This is a genomic window from Bacillus sp. AR8-1 (genome assembly GCF_008042345.1).
Lineage (GTDB): Bacteria > Bacillota > Bacilli > Bacillales > Bacillaceae_G > Bacillus_A > Bacillus_A cereus.
Genome location: NZ_QNUB01000006.1, coordinates 65053 through 87528, shown reverse-complemented (window position 1 = coordinate 87528; position 22476 = coordinate 65053). Strand labels below are relative to the sequence as shown.

Genomic DNA, 22476 nt, shown 5'->3' with positions numbered 1-22476 from the left:
CTCATTACCCCATTACTCTAATAATACATAAAATCTGGAGAAATATAAATTGATAAATATAAATTTTCTAAAAAATATGCATAATTTCATTTTTTTCTCTCTTGACTTCACTTCAATATCTCTTCTTTGCTACGAATGGTGAAAAATTGGTATACTATAACCAAATTATGGAGGTGTTCTCGCGATGACTCATTATAAAGACGATAGTTATGCCTTACATACAGACCTATATCAAATCAACATGGCTTATACATATTGGAAAGATGGTATTCATAATCGCCGTTCTGTTTTTGATTTATATTTTCGAAAGCTTCCATTTGAGAACGGCTACGCTGTTTTTGCTGGCCTTGAGAAAATTGTAGAGTACATAGAAAATTTCAGTTTTACTGAAAGCGATATCGCTTATTTAGCAGAATTAAAATTTGAAGAAGAATTCCTTCATTATTTACAAAATATGAAATTCACTGGGACGATTCGCAGTATGCAAGAAGGTGAAGTTGTATTTAATAACGAGCCTTTATTACGTGTTGATGCACCACTGGGTGAAGCACAAATTATTGAAACCGCCCTCTTAAATATTGTGAATTACCAAACATTAATTGCAACAAAAGCTGCTCGTATGAAACATGCTGCAAGTAATGATGAGCTTTTAGAGTTCGGCACAAGACGTGCCCATGAGTTCGATGCCGCCCTTTGGGGGACACGCGCTGCCTTTATTGGTGGTTTCTCCTCTACAAGCAACGTTCGTGCTGGGAAACGCTTCGGGATCCCTGTAGCTGGCACACACGCTCACTCTTTCGTTCAAGCATATCGCGATGAATACGTTGCGTTTAAGAAATACGCTGAAACTCATAAGAAGTGCGTCTTTCTCGTTGATACATATGACACATTGAAATCTGGTGTTCCAAATGCAATTCGTGTTGCAAAAGAATTTGGGGATCGTATTGATTTCTATGGTATACGTCTTGATAGTGGTGATATGGCTTATTTATCGAAAAAGGCACGAAAACTACTAGATGAATCAGGGTTTACAAATACAAAAATTATCGCTTCTAGCGATTTAGATGAATACACAATTATGCACCTTAAATCTCAAGGGGCAAAAATTGACGTATGGGGTGTTGGGACAAAATTAATTACGTCCTTTGAGCAACCTGCATTAGGGGCTGTTTACAAACTAGTTGCAATTGAAGATACTGACGGAAAATTAAATGATACGATTAAAATTTCATCTAATCCTGAAAAAATTACCACTCCAGGACTGAAACGAATTTATCGTATTATCAATCGGGTTAACGATCATGCAGAAGGCGATTATATTGCGTTAGATTCTGAAGAACCTGGAAAAGAAGAGCGCTTAAAAATGTTCCATCCAGTTCACACATATATAAGTAAATTCGTAACAAACTTTGAAGCCCGTGAACTCCATAAAGACATTTTCGTTAACGGTGAAAGAACATATGAACTACCAAGTATATTAGATATTCAACAATATAATGAACAGAGTCTCGCTCTATTTTGGGAAGAATACATGCGAACTTTAAATCCCGAAGAGTATCCTGTCGATTTAAGCCAAGAATGTTGGGATCATAAAATGAATTACATTCAAACTGTTCGAGAACAAGTTGAAAAAAACATACAAAAGTAAACAGAGAAGTTTCTCCTTCTCTGTTTTTTCAATACTATATGGATATTTGTAAAAAATATATTAAAATAATACGACGAATGTTTTTTATTTGTAAATTTTAATATTATATTATTTTATTAAATCAATTTCAACAAAATAACCAATAAAAAAGAGGACGCAGGTTGCGTCCTCTTTTTTATAAATCTTTCACTCGTAATACACGCATTGCATTTAACACTGCAAGTAGTGTCACACCAACATCTGAGAAAACAGCTTCCCACATTGTTGCAATACCAAAGGCACCAAGTAATAGAACGATCCCTTTTACACCTAAAGCAAAGATGATATTTTGCCACACTATACTTCTTGTGCGTTTTGCAATTTTTACAGCTGTCGCAATTTTTGAAGGCTCATCAGTCATAATAACGATGTCTGCCGCTTCAATTGCTGCATCTGATCCTAAACCACCCATCGCAATACCAACGTCTGCACGGGCTAATACTGGTGTATCGTTAATACCGTCACCAACGAAGGCAATTTTTTCTTTTCCATGCTTCGCTGCATCAATTTTTTCAATCTCTTCTACTTTTTGTTGCGGTAGTAATTCCGCATGAACTTCATCTAAGCCTAATTCTTTACCGACAGCTTCACCAACTGTTTTTGCATCACCAGTTAACATTACTGTCTTTTTAATACCTAGTTCTTTTAACTTTTGAATCGCTTGTTTCGAATCCTCTTTTACCTCATCAGAAATAACAATATAACCTGCATATTTTCCATCTACAGCAACGTGAACTAATGTACCTACTGTTTCTGGTTGTTTAAATTCAATATTTTCTTTTCTCATTAATTTTGCATTACCTGCAAAAATTTCTTTTCCTTGTACTTTTACGACTGTACCGTGACCAGAAATTTCGTTATAATCATCGATTATTTTTTCATCAATTGATTTTCCATATGCCTTTCGAATAGATTGGGCAATTGGATGGTTAGAATACACTTCAGCAAATGCCGCATACTCTAATAACTCTTCGCTTGTAGTACCTTCGCTCGGTTCCATTTTTGTAACTTTGAAAACACCTTTTGTTAATGTTCCTGTTTTGTCAAAAACAATATATTTTACATCATTTAAAGCTTCTAAATAGTTACTACCTTTTACTAACACACCACTTTTAGATGCACCACCGATACCTCCAAAGAATCCAAGAGGAATGGATACAACTAACGCACATGGACAAGAGATTACTAAGAACACTAAAGCTCTATAAATCCACTCAGAGAATGTAGCCCCTTCTAAAATAAGCGGTGGAATAAACGCCATGATCGCCGCTGTAATAACTACAACTGGAGTGTAGTAACGCGCAAACTTCGTAATAAAGTTTTCTGTTGGTGCTTTTTTACTGCTTGCATTTTGAACTAAATCTAAAATTTTCGATACAGTTGATTCACCAAACTCTTTTGTAACTTCAATTGTTAATACACCGTTTTGGTTCACAAAGCCACTTAATACATCATTTCCAACTTCAACTTCACGTGGTACAGATTCACCAGTTAATGCTGAAGTATCTACCATTGATGTTCCTTCAATTACTTTTCCGTCTAATGGTACTTTCTCACCTGGCTTAACGATAATATAATCGCCAATTTGTACATCTTCTGGTGATACTTGTTTCGTTTCATTCCCAATCTTTACATTCGCATAATCAGGACGAATATCCATTAATGAAGTAATTGATTTTCGAGAGCGGTTTACCGCAATGCTTTGGAATAGTTCTCCTACTTGATAAAATAGCATTACTGCTACAGCTTCTGAATATTGCTGAATTGCAAAGGCTCCTACAGTTGCAATTGCCATTAAGAAGTTTTCATCAAATACTTGGCCACGAGTTATGTTTCTTACCGCTCTCCAAACGATATCTCCACCTATTAATAAATAAGCAAGGACGAATAACGGAATTGTTACCATTTGTGGTAAGCCCGCTAATGCAGCAATTGCTGTCAAAATTCCGCCGACCACTAATCTCCCTACCATCTTTTTCACGTTTGCTTCACCATGATCGTGACTATGTCCGTGGTCATGACCGTTCTTCTCTTCACGAACAACTTTCACATCTGGCTCTAACTTTTGAACGACATTTGTTATATTTGCTACAGTTGCTTCTAGTTCTCTTTTATTCGCAACTTCTACTCGTAGTTTCTTCGATACGAAATCAACAGTTGCTTCTGAGACAGCTGGCATTTCCTTCACTTTATTTTCAATTTTCATTGCACAGTTCGCGCAATCTAAACCTTCTAATATAAATACTTCTTTAGCAATTTTATTTTTTTGTTCTTCTTGCACTTTAATATGCGGTTCTAATTTTGTAACGAGTTGTTTTGCTTCCGTAACAACTTCGTTTTCTTTATTTTGTGCTGTTTCTAAGATCATTGTCTTTGTTGCGAAGTTTACAGAGCAAGAATTTACTCCTTCTATATTCCTAACACCTTTTTCAATTTTCATTGCACAATTCGCACAATCTAAACCTTCTAACATCAGTTTCTTTTTCACTAACGCTTCAGCCATCGTTCTCCCTCCTCGCGTTCTTTTTATTCTTCTTCGTTTACGTGTTCAAACGCTTGCTCGAAGATATGAATTACGTGCTGGTCAGCTAACGAATAATAAACAACCTTTCCTTCTTTACGATTCTTCACAAGTTTCGCTTGCTTTAACACACGAAGCTGATGCGAAATAGATGATTGTGTCATTCCTAATAAATAAGCTAAATCACAAACGCACATTTCAGCTTCAAATAGCGCATGTAATATTCTCGTACGTGTACGGTCACCTAATACTTTAAATAGTTCTGCTACTTTACTTAAACTTTCATCAGTTGGAATTGTTTGTTTTACTTGCTCAACAACTTCTTCATGAATTATCGTTTGAGAACATGTCTCTTGTGGTGTTTCTACTTTATTTCCAGCCATTATAGCTCACCTCTTTAATTGAACATATGAACAATCATTCATATATCTTATACTCTTATTATATGAGCGCCTACTCATATGTGTCAATGAAATCTGAATTTTTTTTATGAACATTTCGTTCACATTTTAGTAAGGCATATACATATTTTCCGCATCCTCTATATTCTCATACAAAAAAGGATGTACAATTCGCACACCCTTTTTTCATATTCCGACATAAAAATTCAACAAAGTAATATATGTTCCCTTTATTTCAACAAAAGAAAAAGCCTTGCGCGCTCCCTAGACGCACAAGGCTTACTGTGTTTATATCCCTTTAATTAGCTTGATCTAAATTATCCTGCGAACTTCCATCGTCTTTTAAATGACTATGCTTTTTCGAATAAACAAAGTATACAACTACTCCAATCGCTAACCAAATACCAAAGTATATCCATGTTGTTAACGGTAAATTTACCATTAAGAATAGACAACATGCAATTGAAATAATCGGTAAGATCGGTACAAGTGGTACCATAAATCCACGTTGTAATTTCGGATGCGTTTTACGAAGAATGATAACAGTTACACCAACCATGGCGAATGTTAATAACGCTCCAATATTCGCTAAATTCGACAATTCTTTTAAATCGATAAATCCAGCAATTAAAGCACTACCAATTCCTGTTAACCAAACTGAAAATGTTGGCGCTTCAGTCTTCTTGTTAATTTTCGCAAAAGATTTTGGTAATAAACCGTCACGACTCATTGCGAAGAATACACGTGTTGTCGCATAAATGTAAGCGAAAATTACAGCCATAATACCGATTACAGCTCCAATAGCAATTACACCAGCCACTTTATCTTGTCCTACAACCTCTAACACATATGCCATCGCTTCCGGTACATCTAGCTCTTTATAAGAAACCATACCCGTCATAACGAGACAAACTACAACATAAATGATTGTACAAATAACTAACGAAGCAATAATACCAATTGGTAGATCACGTTGCGGATTTTTTACTTCTTCAGCAGAAGTTGCTAATGCATCAAATCCTAAGAAAGCAAAGAATACTGCTGCTCCCCCTGCGAACACTCCACTTAAACCGTAAGGTGCAAATGGTATCCAGTTTTCTGGTTTCACGTAGAATACACCAACTGCAATGAATAAAACAACAATACCAATTTTAATTAATACCATTATGTTATTCACACGCTTACTTTCTTTCGTACCTCGTGATAATAACCAAGTTATCACTAACGTAACGATAACTGCTGGTAAGTTTACCATACCACCTTGCGCTGGAATTGTTAGCAACGCTTTCGGAATTTCAAGTCCCAGTCCACTCACTAAATTATTGAAATAACCAGTCCATCCGCCAGCTACTGCGGCAGTCGTTACGACATATACGGATAGTAATGTCCATCCCATTAAATGAGCAACAAACTCACCAATTGTTGCATACGAATATGTGTACACACTACCTGAAACAGGAAGTGTAGATGCAACTTCTGCATAACATAATGCTGCAAATCCACAAACAATTGCTGCAATCATAAATGAAAAAATAACTGCTGGACCAGCATCTCTTGCTGCTACTAATCCAGTTAATACTAGAACTCCTGTACCAATTATCGCACCAATCCCTAGCATTGTTAGGTCAAATGCCCCTAGCGTTTTCGTCAAAGTTTTACTTTTACTTTCCCCTAACAATTGCGTAACGGATTTCTTTTTAAATAGGTTGGCCACGATGTATGCCCCCTTTTACTAAGAAGAGCTAAGAGGTATTATCTCTTAGCTCTTATCATGTTGTATTATATATTGTTCGATTTTGTTTTGTATAATGCTTCTATTAGCAAGATACTGTTTCTGCTTCTAATAATTCTTTAGCACCTTTGTACTCTACACCGTGAGCTTCTGCAACTGCTTCAAATGTTACATAGCCATCTAATGTGTTAATACCTTTTAGTAATGCAGAGTTGCCTAGGCAAGCTTCTTTGTAGCCTTTGTTCGCAATTTGTACTGCATATGGTACTGTTACGTTTGTTAATGCAAGAGTTGATGTACGTGGAACCGCACCTGGCATGTTTGCAACTGCATAATGAACAACGCCGTGTTTTTCGTAAGTTGGGTTATCATGAGTTGTAATACGGTCAGTTGTTTCGAAAATACCACCTTGGTCAATCGCGATATCTACAACAACAGAACCTGGTTCCATTGATTTAATCATTTCTTCTGTTACAAGTTTTGGAGCTTTTGCACCTGGGATTAATACTGCACCGATTACAAGATCAGACTCTTTTACAGCTTCTGCAATATTGTAAGGATTAGACATTAAAGTTTTTACTTGGTTTCCGAAAATGTCATCTAATTGACGAAGACGTTCTGCACTTAAGTCGATGATTGTTACATCCGCACCTAGTCCAACTGCAATTTTAGCAGCATTTGTACCAGCTTGTCCACCACCGATGATTGTTACTTTACCACGTTTAACTCCTGGAACACCTGCAAGTAAGATACCTTTACCGCCTTTGTTTTTCTCAAGGAATTGCGCACCAATTTGTGCAGCCATACGACCAGCTACTTCACTCATAGGTGCAAGTAATGGTAGAGAACGGTTTTCTAATTGTACTGTTTCGTATGCAATCGCAACAACTTTCTTCTCAATTAACGCTTTTGTTAATTCTGGCTCTGGAGCTAAGTGTAAGTATGTGAATAAGATTAAGCCTTCACTGAAGTGTTTGTATTCGCTTTCAATTGGTTCTTTAACTTTCATAACCATTTCCATGTTCCAAGCTTCTTCAGCTGTATCAACAATTTTTGCTCCCGCTTCAACATACTGAGCGTCTGTGAAACCAGATCCTAAACCTGCACCCTTTTGAATGAATACTTCGTGATTGTTACGAATTAAATGTACAACACCTGCTGGTGTCATTGCCACACGGTTTTCGTTGTTTTTAATTTCTGCTGGTACCCCAATACGCATAATGAAATGCCCCCTTATAATTAACAGAAAAAAGAGATTCTTTTTTCTTTTTGTAATAATTAATAACTTATGTCCTTATTCTAGCATAACTTAAAAGTTATGAAAACGCTAACATATCATTTTTATAAAGTTTATATATTTAGAATAGTGTAAATATATAAAACATTGATTCTATTAGGGGTTTCGTGACATTCCATTATCTTTCACTCAATTTTTATTATACTTCTTCAAAATAAACAGTAATCATTTATTATTTGACAATAATGTAACAATGTAAAAAACTAAGCGATAACGTATACATATACAGTTATTACTTTACTTAATACTTTAGAGATATATTCTTTTCACAAAAAAACAGCTGCTAGCATTTAGCTAGCAGCTGGGTAACTTATAAATAATTTTAAAAACAAATCATCTGTCGTCTCAGTAATTTTATCAAACAGATCACTTTCTTCCGCTTCTTGCTCTTTTAACATCTTAATTGTTTCACGTGCATCTTCAGGGTAATCAGTTATGATACCATCTACGTTTAACTTATAATATGCCTTTAAATTTTCCATATCATTTACTGTCCATACGTAAATTGGTTTGTTTAACTTCCTTGCTTCTTTTACTAATTTCTTATTTAACATATATTCTTCTGCTACGTAAAAGTCAGCCTTCACATTCTTTAAGTTAGCTCTACTTGCATACAATATATACCCTACTTTTATATCTGGATTTGCACGCTTAAACTCTTTAATAAGCGGATAGTGTAACGTTTGAATTACACATTGCTTCTCAAATTCATTATCTTTAATCGTTTTTAAGACTTTGTTTACAAAGTCTTTTTCGCCCCCATGAAGCTTCACTTCTATATTAAGTTTGATTTTGCCATTTGCTAGCTTAATGATTTCATCAAGTGTACTTATTTGTCCTGAAAGTCCATCTTGACTAAGGGTAAGCTGCCTTAACTCAGCCATCGTTAAATCTGACACATGCACATTTGCATTTGCGAGACGTTTCAGCTTCAAATCATGTATAACCGCTAGTTCACCGTCTTTCGTTTGTAATACATCTATTTCAGCGTAGTCTGCTTTTGCATCAATAGCACCTTGCACAGCTTCTTTCGTATTTTCTACGCCTTTTGATATATACCCGCGGTGCGCCATAATAATCGGTTCTTTATACGAATTTGAAATAAACGTTACAATGAAGGCAACGACCATTCCCGCAGTAATAATCCCTACAATGTATACGCCAATGAATTTCCAACGATGTTTTTGGAAGAAACATTTATCTGCTTTCGTTTTCGAATAATCTAATCCTTCTTCTAATAAAACATCTTCAACCGGTACCTTTTGTAAGTATAATCGCGTAATCGCCATAATATAAAATGGCGTCACGATAAAGCTGAATAAATACAATGTGCTCGTTAAAAATACAGAAATCGTTGATTCAGCTAATAATGCAAATGTTCCTTTCGGGTTTGTAAATTCATAAACACCCCATAGGCACAATAAATATATTCCCAAAAATACGACATATACAATTCCAATTGAAATAAAAAACCCTACTAAAAAGAGTAGTACTTTAAAAAAGCTTTCCTTTACTAAATTTGCACTTTTACGTGCTGCCACGCGAAATGATTTTTGCTCTAAAACAACAATAGGTAGAACGAAAATCCATCGAAGATTCAAATACGCGACTACAGCAAAGAACGTGTAATAACCAACTTGCCCCATCGTTGTCTTAAACAGTTCTCCTGTAATAAAGTTAGGAATTTGAATTTGCGGGATTAATGCCGTTTCATATCCCATATTTAAAAGAGGCAACAATACGACAGCATATAAAATAAATCCTGGTAAGCAATATGTGAAAAGAGTAGGTAAATACGTTACCGTTTTATATAAAATCGGACGTAATTTCACCTTCTGTCTTTTATGAGCGAAATACGAAATAATAATAAGCACCGCAAATTCCGTAAAGATAAGAAACAGTGCTAACAATGATAAAATTACGATTGCTAAGATGCCATAAGGCGTCTTTAAAAACGCTAATAATTCATCATTTGTCGCATTTGCATAACCACCAAAATACAATAACTTATTAAAAATAATTCCAAATAGCGGAACAAACACAATCGCTGCTAATAATTTATAAGCAAGTTGAAAAGTTAATACATTCCAAAAAGCAAATTTAACTGTTTGAAAGGAATGTCTCATTACTCCTGGTATAGATAGTTTTTTACGGTGTTGCATATATTCCTCCAAATTCTAAAACGGTATTTGAGATGGATTCCATATTTCCAGTTCTAATCCATCTTTTTAATAATAATATATTCCGCTTAACATGAACACTCTTATACATATAATGAAAAAAGTGATGGCTACTTCCCATCACTTTTTCATTTATTCTATTTTTTCTCTAGCCCTTGTCCAAATGCTTTCAAGAAGCTAAAACCGAATGTAATAGCTCTATTGATATCTGGATCTTTTAATACTTTAAAGAAATCCATCACTTTTGTTTTTTTGCCACTATTTAATTCATCTGTTGCAAATTGCAATCCTGTAACTAAACTTGACGTAATTTGCTTCGTTATTTCTGGGTCAACTGAAGATAACGCTTCTCCTGCCCCCATCATATTATTTAACGCATTTTTAACGGGTTCACGATTTAATTGCTCCACAGCGATTTTTGAAACATCTTCCTTCGCAGCAAGTAAACTAATTGCCGCATCTAATATACCAGCCTTCTGCAACTGTGCTAAAAGCTGCATCGTTTCTTCTACTGCTTCACGATTATTAGATAGCTCATTTAGAAGTTCATCTGCTACTTGCTGTTTCTGTTCTTCCTCTGTTACAACTTTCTTTTTAATTACAGTAATTTCTTTCGCCACTCTCTCCGCCCCCTAGTCCACAAGTGATACGTATTGTTTTCTTTGCCATTTTTGCTGGATTTCAACACCGTTTTGCGGATTACGCTTTTTATCTCTCGGGTTTGAAGATGGTAACGGACGATTCCCTTTTTCACGTAGTACACGCATCTTTACCATCGTTTGTTTGTACGCTGGTGTACACGTATAAAGATCTGTCGCCGTTCCAGTTAAAATATTGATTGCCGCTTCATTTACCGTTGCATGCATCGGTAAATATAGCTCTTTCCCCGTTACACGATCTGTAACAAGTGCCTGTACTTTAATTTTCCCAAATGGTGATGCTAATTCTACAAGACCACCATCTTTCACATTGCGCTCTAGGGCAAGTTCAGGCGAGATTTCAACGAACACTTCAGATACTTTAGATAAAATACCAGCCGATTTATTCGTCATATTCCCTTCATGGAAATGTTCTAACATACGACCATTATTTAAAAGTAAATCATACTCATCTGGCGCTACAACTGGTGGTACCCATTCATCTAATGATAGACGAGCTAGTTTATCTGGGAAGTTAAATCCGTCCACATATAATAGTGGTGTATCGCTGCCATTATGGCTACCCCAACATAAACTATTCCATCCTTCTAAACGATCGTATGTTGCCTGAGAATATAAAGGTGCAAGCGATGCAATTTCATCCATGATTTCACTTGGATTTTCATAATTCCAGTCCCCGCCAAGTGCACGAGCTACTTTTTGTAAAATCCACCAGTCTGGCTTTGAATCACCAAGCGGCTTCAATACTTCATATAATCTTTGAATACGGCGCTCTGTATTCGTAAATGTTCCCTCTTTTTCTAAGCTTGGTGCTGCCGGTAAAATAACATCTGCAAAACGAGCTGTTTTCGATAAGAACATATCTTGAACAACAAGGAAATCTAAATTCGCTAAAATATGTTGTACATGGTTGGCATTCGAATCTACCAAAGCCATTTCTTCACCCATAACATACATACCACGCAGTTTTCCTTCATCTGCCGCAAGTAACATTGCAATATTATTTAAGCCTGGTGCTTTCGGAATTGTAGTACCGTATGCTTTTTCAAATTTCGCACGGAGCGCATCATCTGAAACTGCTTGGTAACCTGGAAGCCAGTTTGGTAATGTTGCCATATCACAAGCGCCTTGTACGTTATTATGTCCGCGTAATGGATATGCTCCTGCACCAGGACGACGATAATTACCCGTAACAAGCAATAGATTTGAAATTGCTGCTGAAGTTGTACTTCCTCCAGTATTTTGAGTTACACCCATTCCCCAAAGTACACAAGTACCATCTGCTTCATATACCATACGAGCCATTTCTTTCAGATTTTCTTTCGAAATCCCCGTAATTTCTTCTGTATAATCAAGCGTATACTTTTCTACCATTTTGCTATATTCATCAAAATTCTTCACATTTTCAGCTATGAACTTTTTATCGTGCCAATCTTGATCAATAATATATTTCGTAATACCAGCGAGCCATACATAATCAGTTCCTTGGCGCGGATGAATGAATAAATCCGCACGCTCTGCCATTTCATGTTTACGAAGGTCCGCCACAATTAATTTTTGGTCATGTAATTTATGAGCACGTTTTACACGCGTTGCAAGTACAGGATGTCCTTCTGTTGGATTTGCTCCAACGATAATGACAAGGCCTGCTTCCGCAATATCCTTCACTGTTCCAGCGTCCCCTCCCATACCGACAGTTTTAAATAAACCATCTGTTGCTGGAGATTGACAATAACGGGAACAGTTGTCTACATTATTCGTTCCATATATTTGACGGGCTAGTTTTTGCATAAGATAATTTTCTTCATTCGTTACTTTCGAAGAAGAAATAAATCCAAATGCATCACTTCCATATTCTGATTTAATATGCTGCATATTGGATGCAACAACTTCAAGAGCCTCTTCCCATGAAGCTTCAACAAACATATCTCCTTGGCGAATTAATGGCTTTGTAATACGATCTTCACTGTTTACAAAATCCCATCCAAATTTTCCTTTTACACATGTGGAAATACCGTTAACCGGCGCATCTGAAACAGGCTGTACTTTCAAAATGTGGCGGTCTTTCGTCCATACTTCAAATGAACAACCTACACCACAAAATGTACAAACTGTTTTTGTTTTATTCACTTTCGTCTTACGCATCGCAGCCTCTACTTCTGAAACTGCTAAAATACTACTATATCCCGGCTCTACATCCTTTACAAAATCAATCATCGGATCTAACACATCCGGTTTCAATCCTGTCATGAATCCAGCTTCACCCAGCATTGTTTTTTCCATTAACGCATTACATGGACATACTGTTACACATTGTCCACAACTTACACAAGATGAGTCATTTATACTTACACCATTGTCCCATATAACACGTGGACGGTCTAAGCTCCAATCAATCGATATAGTTTCATTCACTTGTAAGTTTTGACATACTTCTACACACTGCCCACAAGCAATACATTGATTTGGATCATATCGATAAAATGGATGTGACATATCCACTTCACACGCACTTACTTTTGGCTCATACGGATATTTCTGTTCCTCAATTCCCATCATATGTACTGTATTATGGACTTTACAGTTACCATTATTGTTATCACAAACGGTACAATACAGTAGGTGATTCTCTAATATTCGATCCATTGCCTCAGTCTGTGCCTCTTTTGCACGCTGGGACTGTCTTTCGATATGCATACCGTTCTCTAATTTCGTTGAACAAGCACGCAATAACTTTCCATTTACTTCTACAATACACGTATCACAAGTTTGAATTGGATCTACTTCTGGTACATGACAAATTTGAGGATGTTCCAAATTACTCTCGTTAAATAATTGTAGTATCGTCTTTTCACCTGATGCAGAAAATTCTTTACCATCGACGGTTACACGGACTGTCTGTTCTGCCATAGTTTCCCCTCTCCTTACAACCAACTGTACAACACAATTATGAATCCGTTTTCAAAACCGCATTACTGTACATATTTTTGAAACGCTCTACCCAAATACTTTCTTATGAAGTCGATTCTAGATGTTATAAGGTATAACTACGAAAGCTTGAAAATATCACTATTCTACAGTTCTATTATATCGTACATATACAATAATAACCAAAATAATCTGTGATCTTCTTGTTAATAGGTGTTTTTATTTTTCCCATTGTTTTATGATAAATGTGGGAGAGAAATACATATAAAAGGGGAATTAAATATGGGGCCTACGCAAGAGACTTATACAATTGTACGTTATCAATCTGGTACATTTTCAAAACAACTTGACGAGATTGTTACAGAATCTCCTATTACTATTAAATTGAATGGTGAAGAATATGTAACAGTCGTATGCACACCAAATTATATTGAAGATATGGTAATTGGTTTTTTAATTTCTGAGGGGATTATTTCTTCCTATAACGATGTTGAAGAACTATGGGTTCAAAAAGATAACGGAATTGTCCATGTAAAATCATCAAAAGTGAATCCGCTCTATCAAACTTTATATAATAAACGATACATCACTTCTTGCTGCGGAAAAGGTAGACAAGGTTTTATTTTCGTAAACGATGCGGCAAAAGCAAAAGACTTACATGATATACATGTAAAAATTACTCCTGAAGAATGTTTTTACTTAATGAATACTTTACAACAATCTTCCACTACCTTTCGCCAAACTGGTGGTGTTCACAATACCGCGCTATGTGATCGAAATAATATCCTTCTATCAAGAATGGATATCGGAAGACATAATGCATTAGACAAAATATACGGTCATTGTTTACGCAATGATATATCTGTTAAAGGAAAAATTATCGCATTTAGCGGACGTATTTCATCCGAAATTTTACTCAAAGTTTCAAAAATCGGATGTGAAATTGTTCTATCTAAATCTGCCCCAACAAAACTAGCATTGCAACTTGCTCACGATTTAGGCATTACAGTCGTAGGATTTATTAGAAATGAATCTTGTAATATTTACACACATCCACATCGAATTGATGGTTATCAATCGAATAACTAAAATAGCTCCTCAATTGAGGAGTTATTTTAGTTATGAAAATGTAATATATTAAAGACTTGAATAGTTAATAAAGTTAATATATAATTTCATTACATATTAAAAAACAAAGCATTGTAGCATATATCTTTTCATTCTTTTACAAATTAAAAGAGACTGCTAACAAAACACATACACAATCTTATAAAAGTAATGGATTTATTTTATTTGAAATCGACCAAGGAGGTTACAACTATGGAAATTCGCTTATTAACGACAGAGGACGCAGAAATATATTTAAAAGTTTGTATGGAAGGTTTAACGAAGAACCCGGAAGCTTTTAGCTCTTCCTATGAAGATGTTTTGAAACATGAGGATCCTGTAGCTGCTATGGCAAAACGATTAAGCAATCCGGATAAGTATACTCTAGGGGTCTTCAAAGATGATGATTTAATCGGCATTGCTACTTTAGAAACAAAGCCTTTTATTAAACAAGAACATAAAGCAAAAATCGGTTCCGTTTTCGTTTCCCCAAAAGCGCGTGGCCTTGGAGCAGGACGAGCTCTTATTAAAGCAATTATTGAAAATGCCGATAAATTACATGTAGAACAACTTATGCTCGATGTTGTAGTTGGTAACGCCGGTGCCAAAAAATTATATGAATCATTAGGTTTCCAAACTTACGGTGTACAAGAGCGTTCATTAAAACATAACGGTCAATATTGGGACGAGGAACATATGGTTCTGTTCTTAAATGATTAATACTTCAATATAGTTTTCCAAAAGCATCTTTTTATTAAGAAAGATGCTTTTTTCATTACAACAATGTAATCTTCATGTCACCTTTATCGATCGTACCAATCCTTACCATTCATTATACTAAAAATATAAAGTGACACTTTACTCAGTGGGGAACCACATCTCACACTGATCGCATGTACTTGATATGTAAAGGAGAATGTGACATGAAACAAAACAAACGAGCTATGCTTTTAATATTTACTACAGCAATTATAACTTCTGGATTAGCAATTTTACCTTGGTTTATTATATAGAAATACTCCCCCTAACAACGAAAAAAGCTGATTGCTTCTTAAGAAGCAATCAGCTTTTTTTATATTATAAAATCCCCAAAATTTTATTTACGCAACTTATAATAATAACCATAGATACGGCAACGCACATGACAACCGTATTACGATCTTGCTTTTCTTTTTTTGAAATTTCTTCTTTTGAATTCATGTGTATGATCTCCTTTTAAAAAAAGTGTGAGATAGGAAATTTTTCTTATCCGATGCGAGGTGAATACGAAAACCCTCTCTATCTCACATACACAATAGAATGGAATTGTCATTTTATAAATAAAATGACATGACGTTATGTCGCAACATAGGGTATTTTGTGTCGCTACGTTTTCTATTATAAAAAATAGTTGTGCAAAACTAGTGCATTTTTTATGTCAATTACTCTGAGCGAAAAAATCAGCCCTCCATTCAATCACATAAAAAGAGTTTTTTATTATTTTCATGTAAACTATACAAGTAGAATGAACAGTTTGGGGTGCACAAGATTATGGTAAAAATTTTATTAGTAGACGATGAAGAACGTATGTTACGATTATTAGATCTGTTCTTAAGCCCTCGCGGCTATTTTTGTATGAAAGCTACCTCTGGCCTTGAAGCACTAAAATTAATCGAACAAAAAGAATTCGATATTATTTTATTAGATGTTATGATGCCAAATATGGATGGATGGGATACTTGCTATCAAATTCGTCAAATTTCCAACGTTCCTATCATTATGTTAACAGCTCGCAACCAAAACTACGATATGGTGAAAGGCCTCACGATGGGCGCAGATGATTATATTACAAAACCATTTGATGAGCATGTATTAGTCGCACGAATCGAGGCTATATTACGCCGTACAAAAAAAGATGGCTTTGTTAGTTTCAATGGTATTGAGTGGGATAAAACAAAACATACTGTCACAGTTTATGATGAAAAAATCTCGCTAACTCCTATCGAATTTTCGTTACTCGGGCTATTTTTGCAAAATACAAACCGTGCTTATAGCCGAGATGATTTAATCGAAAAAATTTGGGGCTATGAAACAGATATCGAATATAGAACAATTGACTCACACATTCGTAATATCCGTGATAAACTACGCAAAAAAGGATTTCCGATTGAAGATTACCTAGAAACGGTCTATAAAGTCGGATATAAATGGAAAAGTGAATAATTACTTCGGTCAGTGGGAAATCGTATACCACTGACTCTTTATTATGAATAAGGTATGGTGAAAAAATGAGTAAACTTTCCCTTAAAATTGGGACATACTTTTTAATATTAGCTTTATGTATTGAAACAATTGCTTTCGTATCTTTTTATAAAAGCCTTTCAAAAATGCGTATTGTAGAGGAAACAGATGCTCTTTTAGAGAAAGGTAATCGCTATAGTAAAAAAATTAAAAGCCGCGAGAGACGGGATGAATATTATAAAGAAATGAAACACGCTGAACATAATAAAAATCCTAAACGTCCTGTGTACCCTGAGTTCGATATTACGAATGAGGCTGCACACTTAGTTGAATCGGAATCAATTTCTAACTCCGATATAGCTATCATTATTACTGACCATAACGGCAAAATTATTTCCACCTCAGAACCCGTAACAAAAGATATGCAAAAACAACTTACTTGTAAAACAGAAACTGTCCCAGACGGCGGCTTAGTCGTTGAAAGGAACTGGAAAAAATCAAAGTTCATCACAACAGTAAGCCCACTTAACACAACAAAGTTTCAAGGAAAGCTATATATGTTATTAAAAACATCTTTCCTAGAAAATATGTTGCTTAAACTCATGAACCAATTTCTTATCATTAGCGTTTTAACAATTATTTTAACAACAATTTCTGTCTTTGTTTTTTCACGCGTTATTACAGAACCACTTGTAAAAATGAAGAGAGCGACAGAAAAAATGTCAAAATTAAACAAGCCAATTCAATTAGGTATTAAACGAAATGATGAACTCGGAAGTTTAGCAAAAACAATTGAAGATTTATCGAGTGAACTTACGTATATGAAAAAAGAGCGCAATGAATTTCTCGCTAGTGTCGCTCATGAACTATTAACTCCATTGACCTATATGAAAGGTTATGCGAAGGTAGCAAAGAGAGACTCTTTAACAAAAGAGGAGCGAGAAGAATACTTACAAATCATTGAGGATGAAACGGATAGTGTAACCGATCTCGTCCAAGATTTATTTATGCTTGTACAATTAGAACAACACCAATTTGTTATAAAAAAACAAAAAGTGCTTCTTCAGCCATTTTTAGAACGAATGGTAGAAAAAACAAAAACAACATTAACAAATAAGCAAATGCAGCTTCATGTATATTGCAAAGATGATTTAGAAGTTTGCATAGACGAAAGACGTATGGAACAAGTTATGTTAAATTTATTACACAACGCTTATCAACATTCGCCAGAAAACACATCTATTACGATACGTGTACTCATGAAAACAGATTCTTTTACAATAAGTGTACAAGATGAAGGTGAAGGTATTCCTGAAGAAGATATCCCGCATATTTTTGACCGCTTTTATCGTGTCGATAAATCTAGAACACGAGCTACAGGCGGAAAAGGTATCGGGCTAGCTGTTGCAAAGGAAATTGTAGAATTGCATAACGGTTCCATTCTAGTAACAAGCCAATTAGGAGCGGGAACAAACTTTATAATCGAGCTACCTTTTGAATAATATGCGTGTGAAAACACCAGTAGTAGTAAACACTACTGGTGTTATTTTGTTCATAAAAACAGCTCATCTAAGCTAAGCTTTTGAAATTATTCTTATTTCAATATAAAATAAAGTGAAACTTTAATCCATGGAAAGGTTCACTCCATGGATTATTAGTTGAACCAATCGGGCATTTACGGGCATTTATCTCCCACTTAACTTCCGCGCATTTGCCGAATTTTAAAGTTGGAGTCTTACTGCCCGCGAATAGCGGGATAAAGGTACATTTGCAAAGATTTGGAGGGTGATATAATTGGATATCCATGTATTAACAAAAGACGAAGCAGAAATTTACTTAGAACTTCGCGTAGAAGGATTAAAGCAAAACCCTGAAGCATTCAGCTCTTCTTATGAAGATATTATTAATAAAGAGTGTGCGATTGAATATAAAGCACAAAAATTAGCACAAGATGAAAACTATACGCTAGGTGCATTTAAAGATGGAAAATTAATCGGGGTTGCAACACTGGAAACGAAACCATATGTAAAACAAGAACATAAAGCTAAAATCGGTTCTGTATATGTATCTCCAAAAGCGCGTGGACTTGGAGCAGGAAAAGCACTTATTAAAGAATGTCTTGAGCTTGCTAAATCTTTAGAAGTAGAACAAGTTATGCTTGATGTTGTTGTTGGCAACGATGGAGCGAAAAAACTTTATGAATCATTAGGTTTTAAAACATTCGGTGTACAAGAACGTTCATTAAAATATAACGGACAATATTGGGACGAAGAGCATATGGTCTTATTCTTAGATGAAAATAAATAATAAAAAACATCCTCATGTTTGGAGGATGTTTTTTACTTTCTTGTAAACCATGCCGTGTGTAATAATTGAATCGCTTTCGCAATTTCTTCCTCTGATAATATCGCAAACCCAAGTAAAACTACATTTTCAGGTGCAGTATCGTCTTTATAGTACGTAGACACAGGATATATTTTGATACTATGTTTCGCAGCTTCTTGAATTAATTCTTCTTCCCGCATTCCATTATGCACTTTTAATAAAATGTGTAATCCCGAATCTTCTCCTATCACTTCAACACGATTAGAGAAATACTTCTCTATTTCAAAAACAAGTCGATCTCTCTTCTTTCGGTAGACGACACGCATTTTATGAATATGTTTTTCCCAATAGCCTTCATTTAAAAATCTTCTAATCACTTCTTGGTCCATTCTTGAAACACTTTGTGTATAAAATAAATATTGCTGTTGATACTTTTTAATTAATTTCTTCGGCAACACCATATAGCTCATCCGTAGCGATGGTAATAATGCTTTAGATAGCGTCCCCATATAAATAACTTTCCCCTCTGTATCTAACCCTTGCAGCGCCGGTATAGGCTTTCCAGAATAGCGAAATTCACTATCATAATCATCTTCAATAATATACCTGCTCTCTTCTTTCTTTGCCCATTGTAAAAGCTGCACCCTTCTCGTAATAGGCATAATCATTCCATATGGAAACTGATGGGAAGGTGTAACAAATACAACATTCGCATTGCTATTTTCTAAATCTGCAATACAAATTCCATCTCTATCTAAAGATAACATTTGGACTCTTGCTTCTCCCTGTTCAAAAACAACCATCTTCCTATGATACCCTGGGTTTTCAACTGCATAATTGCTTCCCTTTAACAATTGAAACAATAGTTTCACTAATATTTGTGTTCCCGCTCCTAATACAATTTGACTAGCTGAACAACGCACACCTCTAGATTCATACAAATAATTCGCAATCTCTTCTCTTAAGCTTGCTTCTCCTTGAGGGTGTCCTAGAAAGAGAAGTTCGTTATTATACGGCTGCCATACTTCATTTACAATTTTCCGATACATATTGAATGGAAAAGCATTTGTATCAATTCCTGTTTGTGTAAAATCAAATTTATAACTCTTCTCCTGAAACGGTACTTCTTCTATTCTATCTCCGCTATCCTCTACATGAACCATTTGCTCAATCTTGCATACAAAATAACCTTTTCTCGATATCGACTCAATATAACCTTCTGCAAGTAATTGTTCGTACGCTGCCTCTACTGTATTTTTACTTACTTGTAAATGTATCGCTAACTTTCGCTTAGCCGGTAATTTCGTAAAAGGGACAATCGATCCATCTTTAATCTCTTTTTTTATATACTCATACAATTGCACATACAATGCCTTTTTACTATTCATATTTAAATTAGGCGTTAATTCTAACATAATATCTGACCCCTTAATAAAACTAAAATCTGATACTTTTTACAGTACCAGATTTTATATATAATTCCTTTTATCATGTCACACATAAAAAATCAAATACCGGAGAGGAGAAACATGATAATGAACAATGGTAGACGTATCGGACTCATTATGATTATTACAGGGGCTACATTATGGGGATTATCTGGTCCAATGATTCAGTGGCTATTTCAACATACTAATGTATCCTCAATTGATTTTTTAACAATTCGATTGTTGCTTGCAGGAATATTTATTTTGTCTTTCTTACTTATAAAGAAACAAAACATATTTCAAATTTGGAAACACCCTAGATATTCTATACAACTTATTATTTTTTCTATTCTCGGCATGCTTGGTGCGCAATACGCCTTTATCGAAACAGTTCATATTAGTAACGCGGTCACAGCAACACTATTTCAATTTCTAGGTCCTGTTCTTATAACCATGTATGTTGCATTTGAACAAAGAAAATTCCCTGCTTCCATGCAACTATTCGCAATTATAGCCGCGCTAATAGGAACATACTTTATTATTACAAATGGCTCAATTGAAAATGTTGTTTTATCTAAAGAAGCTATTATTTTTGGACTATTAACAGCAATTGGATTTGCATTTTATACCCTTCATCCGGCTTCTCTCATTAAAGAATGCGGGACAACTGTAGTAATTGGTTGGGGGATGTTAATCGGAGGAATTGCACTACTTATTTATAATCGTTCATTCGGGTGGAATCACTTTTCACAAACCCTTACACTAAAAACTTTTTCTATGCTTATTCTTATCATTATTAGTGGTACCCTTTCTTTCCTTCTATATATCGGTAGTCTTAAATATTTAGCAGCAACAGAAACAAGCATTTTATCTAGCATTGAACCCCTTGTAGCTGCCATCGTCTCAATTACTTGGCTAAATGAATCTTTTGGAACATATCAATTATTAGGCGGCGTATGTATCGTTCTGTCCGTTATTTTTTTGACGATGCCTCAAAAAGAAACCGAACCAACCTATACAACTGAACAAGTATAAAGTGAAACTTTAATTAGTGGGGCTATCTCCCACTGATTATTAACCTACACCAATCGGGCTTTTACGGGATAAAAAATGTCAAAAGAGGTCGTACAAAACTTACGACCTCTTTTTATACTTTAAAGGAATTGTCCCGCCTTCTAGCAAATACAATTACACTAACAATAAAAACTAGGAGTGTGGCACCATGAAAAAAATCGGAACTATGCTACTTCTCTCCTTCCTCATCACTGGATGCACACCAGCACAACCTGATTCAAAAGCATCTAAAACTGAAGCTGTCACAACGTCATCCAATCAAGTGAACGCACCTTCCTTCTTTCATCTTAGTGTTTTAAAAGATGTAAATTGGGAAGAAGCCCCCTCATTCATAGACGGAAAAATACCTTTAAAAGGCATCGAAGGAAAAATCGCAATGGCTGATAGTCCTATTATCGCGAATGAACAAAATGAAATAATGTGGTACTTTCTAGATTCTGAAATACCAACTGGAAAATTGTCTATTATTGCGCTAAAACAAGGATCTGTAACTCCGACACCAGTACTCTTTCAAAAAGAAACTTCCAAACAAACTTGGACCACTTCAAATACAATCGATTCTACTGCAAACGAACTCCCTCTCACTATGTCACTACCTTCATCTGGATTATGGTTATTAAATATATATGTGAATGAAAAATATTATGATCAGTTTGTAATCACTGCTGAGTAAAGTGACAAAAATAAACCATTTTCTTACAATAATGTAATTTCTACGTCATGTACTTCGATAGTTGAATTATCTCTCTTCTCTTATACTTAAAGTAAGAAATGAAACGAGGAGAGATGAGAGATGAAAAAAATGATAGAAGTAATCGTAGCAGTAACTGAGGTTTTAGTGAATGGTAAACAAGTTGCAATGGAATTAAATAAATAGTGAAGAAACATAAATAATTCTACACTTCTTCATTATTTTGA

General features: G+C 35.2%; 17 protein-coding genes. 8 read left to right on the top strand and 9 right to left on the bottom strand.

Annotated features, from left to right (window positions below):
* Nucleotides 1–184 precede the first annotated feature (184 nt).
* Nucleotides 185–1648, top strand: a complete 1464-nt coding sequence (locus DN400_RS03215) for a nicotinate phosphoribosyltransferase (protein ID WP_000150177.1) — start codon at nucleotides 185–187, stop codon at nucleotides 1646–1648.
* 175 nt (nucleotides 1649–1823) lie between these two features.
* Here the strand turns inward: DN400_RS03215 and DN400_RS03210 are convergent, their stop codons facing one another.
* The 7 genes from DN400_RS03210 to fdhF all read right to left on the bottom strand — a co-directional run bounded on the left by DN400_RS03210 (nucleotide 1824) and on the right by fdhF (nucleotide 13387).
* Nucleotides 1824–4190, bottom strand: a complete 2367-nt coding sequence (locus DN400_RS03210; protein WP_098255465.1) for a heavy metal translocating P-type ATPase — start codon at nucleotides 4188–4190, stop codon at nucleotides 1824–1826.
* 23 nt (nucleotides 4191–4213) lie between these two features.
* Complete coding sequence (locus DN400_RS03205) at nucleotides 4214–4591, bottom strand: ArsR/SmtB family transcription factor (RefSeq protein WP_000918378.1); 378 nt, start codon at nucleotides 4589–4591, stop codon at nucleotides 4214–4216.
* A gap of 316 nt (nucleotides 4592–4907) precedes the next feature.
* On the bottom strand, nucleotides 4908–6323 hold the full coding sequence (locus DN400_RS03200; RefSeq protein ID WP_001284896.1) for an amino acid permease: 1416 nt from the start codon (nucleotides 6321–6323) through the stop codon (nucleotides 4908–4910).
* Nucleotides 6324–6426: 103 nt separating this feature from the next.
* Nucleotides 6427–7560 carry an alanine dehydrogenase gene (gene ald, locus DN400_RS03195; RefSeq protein ID WP_001219741.1) on the bottom strand — a complete coding sequence of 378 codons (1134 nt, stop codon included), beginning with the start codon at nucleotides 7558–7560 and terminating at the stop codon, nucleotides 6427–6429.
* 368 nt (nucleotides 7561–7928) lie between these two features.
* The gene (locus tag DN400_RS03190; protein ID WP_001164720.1) at nucleotides 7929–9800 is read right to left on the bottom strand and encodes a glycerophosphodiester phosphodiesterase; all 1872 of its coding nucleotides are present in this window, start codon (nucleotides 9798–9800) and stop codon (nucleotides 7929–7931) included.
* 155 nt (nucleotides 9801–9955) lie between these two features.
* Nucleotides 9956–10438: a helical membrane plugin domain-containing protein gene (locus DN400_RS03185; protein ID WP_001040540.1), complete on the bottom strand. Its 483-nt coding sequence runs from the start codon at nucleotides 10436–10438 to the stop codon at nucleotides 9956–9958.
* Between the two features lie 12 nt (nucleotides 10439–10450).
* Nucleotides 10451–13387, bottom strand: a complete 2937-nt coding sequence (gene fdhF / locus DN400_RS03180) for a formate dehydrogenase subunit alpha (protein ID WP_098255467.1) — start codon at nucleotides 13385–13387, stop codon at nucleotides 10451–10453.
* Between the two features lie 300 nt (nucleotides 13388–13687).
* Here fdhF and fdhD point away from each other — a divergent pair, with 300 nt between their 5' ends.
* The gene (fdhD, locus tag DN400_RS03175; RefSeq protein ID WP_000529238.1) at nucleotides 13688–14494 is read left to right on the top strand and encodes a formate dehydrogenase accessory sulfurtransferase FdhD; all 807 of its coding nucleotides are present in this window, start codon (nucleotides 13688–13690) and stop codon (nucleotides 14492–14494) included.
* A 231-nt stretch (nucleotides 14495–14725) separates the two neighbouring features.
* Nucleotides 14726–15232: a GNAT family N-acetyltransferase gene (locus DN400_RS03170; protein WP_000405868.1), complete on the top strand. Its 507-nt coding sequence runs from the start codon at nucleotides 14726–14728 to the stop codon at nucleotides 15230–15232.
* Between the two features lie 357 nt (nucleotides 15233–15589).
* Here DN400_RS03170 and DN400_RS29755 read toward each other — a convergent pair whose 3' ends face one another.
* Nucleotides 15590–15712 carry a hypothetical protein gene (locus DN400_RS29755; RefSeq protein ID WP_001085006.1) on the bottom strand — a complete coding sequence of 41 codons (123 nt, stop codon included), beginning with the start codon at nucleotides 15710–15712 and terminating at the stop codon, nucleotides 15590–15592.
* A gap of 330 nt (nucleotides 15713–16042) precedes the next feature.
* On the opposite strand from DN400_RS29755, the gene DN400_RS03165 reads away from it, so the two are divergent.
* From DN400_RS03165 to DN400_RS03150, 3 genes are all read left to right on the top strand, one after another.
* Nucleotides 16043–16714, top strand: a complete 672-nt coding sequence (locus DN400_RS03165) for a response regulator transcription factor (protein WP_000238956.1) — start codon at nucleotides 16043–16045, stop codon at nucleotides 16712–16714.
* Between the two features lie 65 nt (nucleotides 16715–16779).
* Nucleotides 16780–18234, top strand: a complete 1455-nt coding sequence (locus DN400_RS03160; protein ID WP_063546416.1) for a HAMP domain-containing sensor histidine kinase — start codon at nucleotides 16780–16782, stop codon at nucleotides 18232–18234.
* A 292-nt stretch (nucleotides 18235–18526) separates the two neighbouring features.
* Nucleotides 18527–19039 carry a GNAT family N-acetyltransferase gene (locus DN400_RS03150; protein ID WP_000351212.1) on the top strand — a complete coding sequence of 171 codons (513 nt, stop codon included), beginning with the start codon at nucleotides 18527–18529 and terminating at the stop codon, nucleotides 19037–19039.
* Nucleotides 19040–19071: 32 nt separating this feature from the next.
* On the opposite strand, the gene pdxR is transcribed toward DN400_RS03150, so the two are convergent.
* Nucleotides 19072–20472 carry a MocR-like pyridoxine biosynthesis transcription factor PdxR gene (gene pdxR, locus DN400_RS03145; RefSeq protein ID WP_086387699.1) on the bottom strand — a complete coding sequence of 467 codons (1401 nt, stop codon included), beginning with the start codon at nucleotides 20470–20472 and terminating at the stop codon, nucleotides 19072–19074.
* Nucleotides 20473–20592: 120 nt separating this feature from the next.
* On the opposite strand from pdxR, the gene DN400_RS03140 reads away from it, so the two are divergent.
* The gene (locus DN400_RS03140; protein WP_001059057.1) at nucleotides 20593–21519 is read left to right on the top strand and encodes a DMT family transporter; all 927 of its coding nucleotides are present in this window, start codon (nucleotides 20593–20595) and stop codon (nucleotides 21517–21519) included.
* A gap of 187 nt (nucleotides 21520–21706) precedes the next feature.
* Nucleotides 21707–22231 (top strand): DUF4871 domain-containing protein, encoded by a 525-nt coding sequence (locus DN400_RS03135; protein WP_025118065.1) that lies wholly within the window; start codon nucleotides 21707–21709, stop codon nucleotides 22229–22231.
* The last annotated feature ends 245 nt before the right edge of the window (nucleotides 22232–22476 follow it).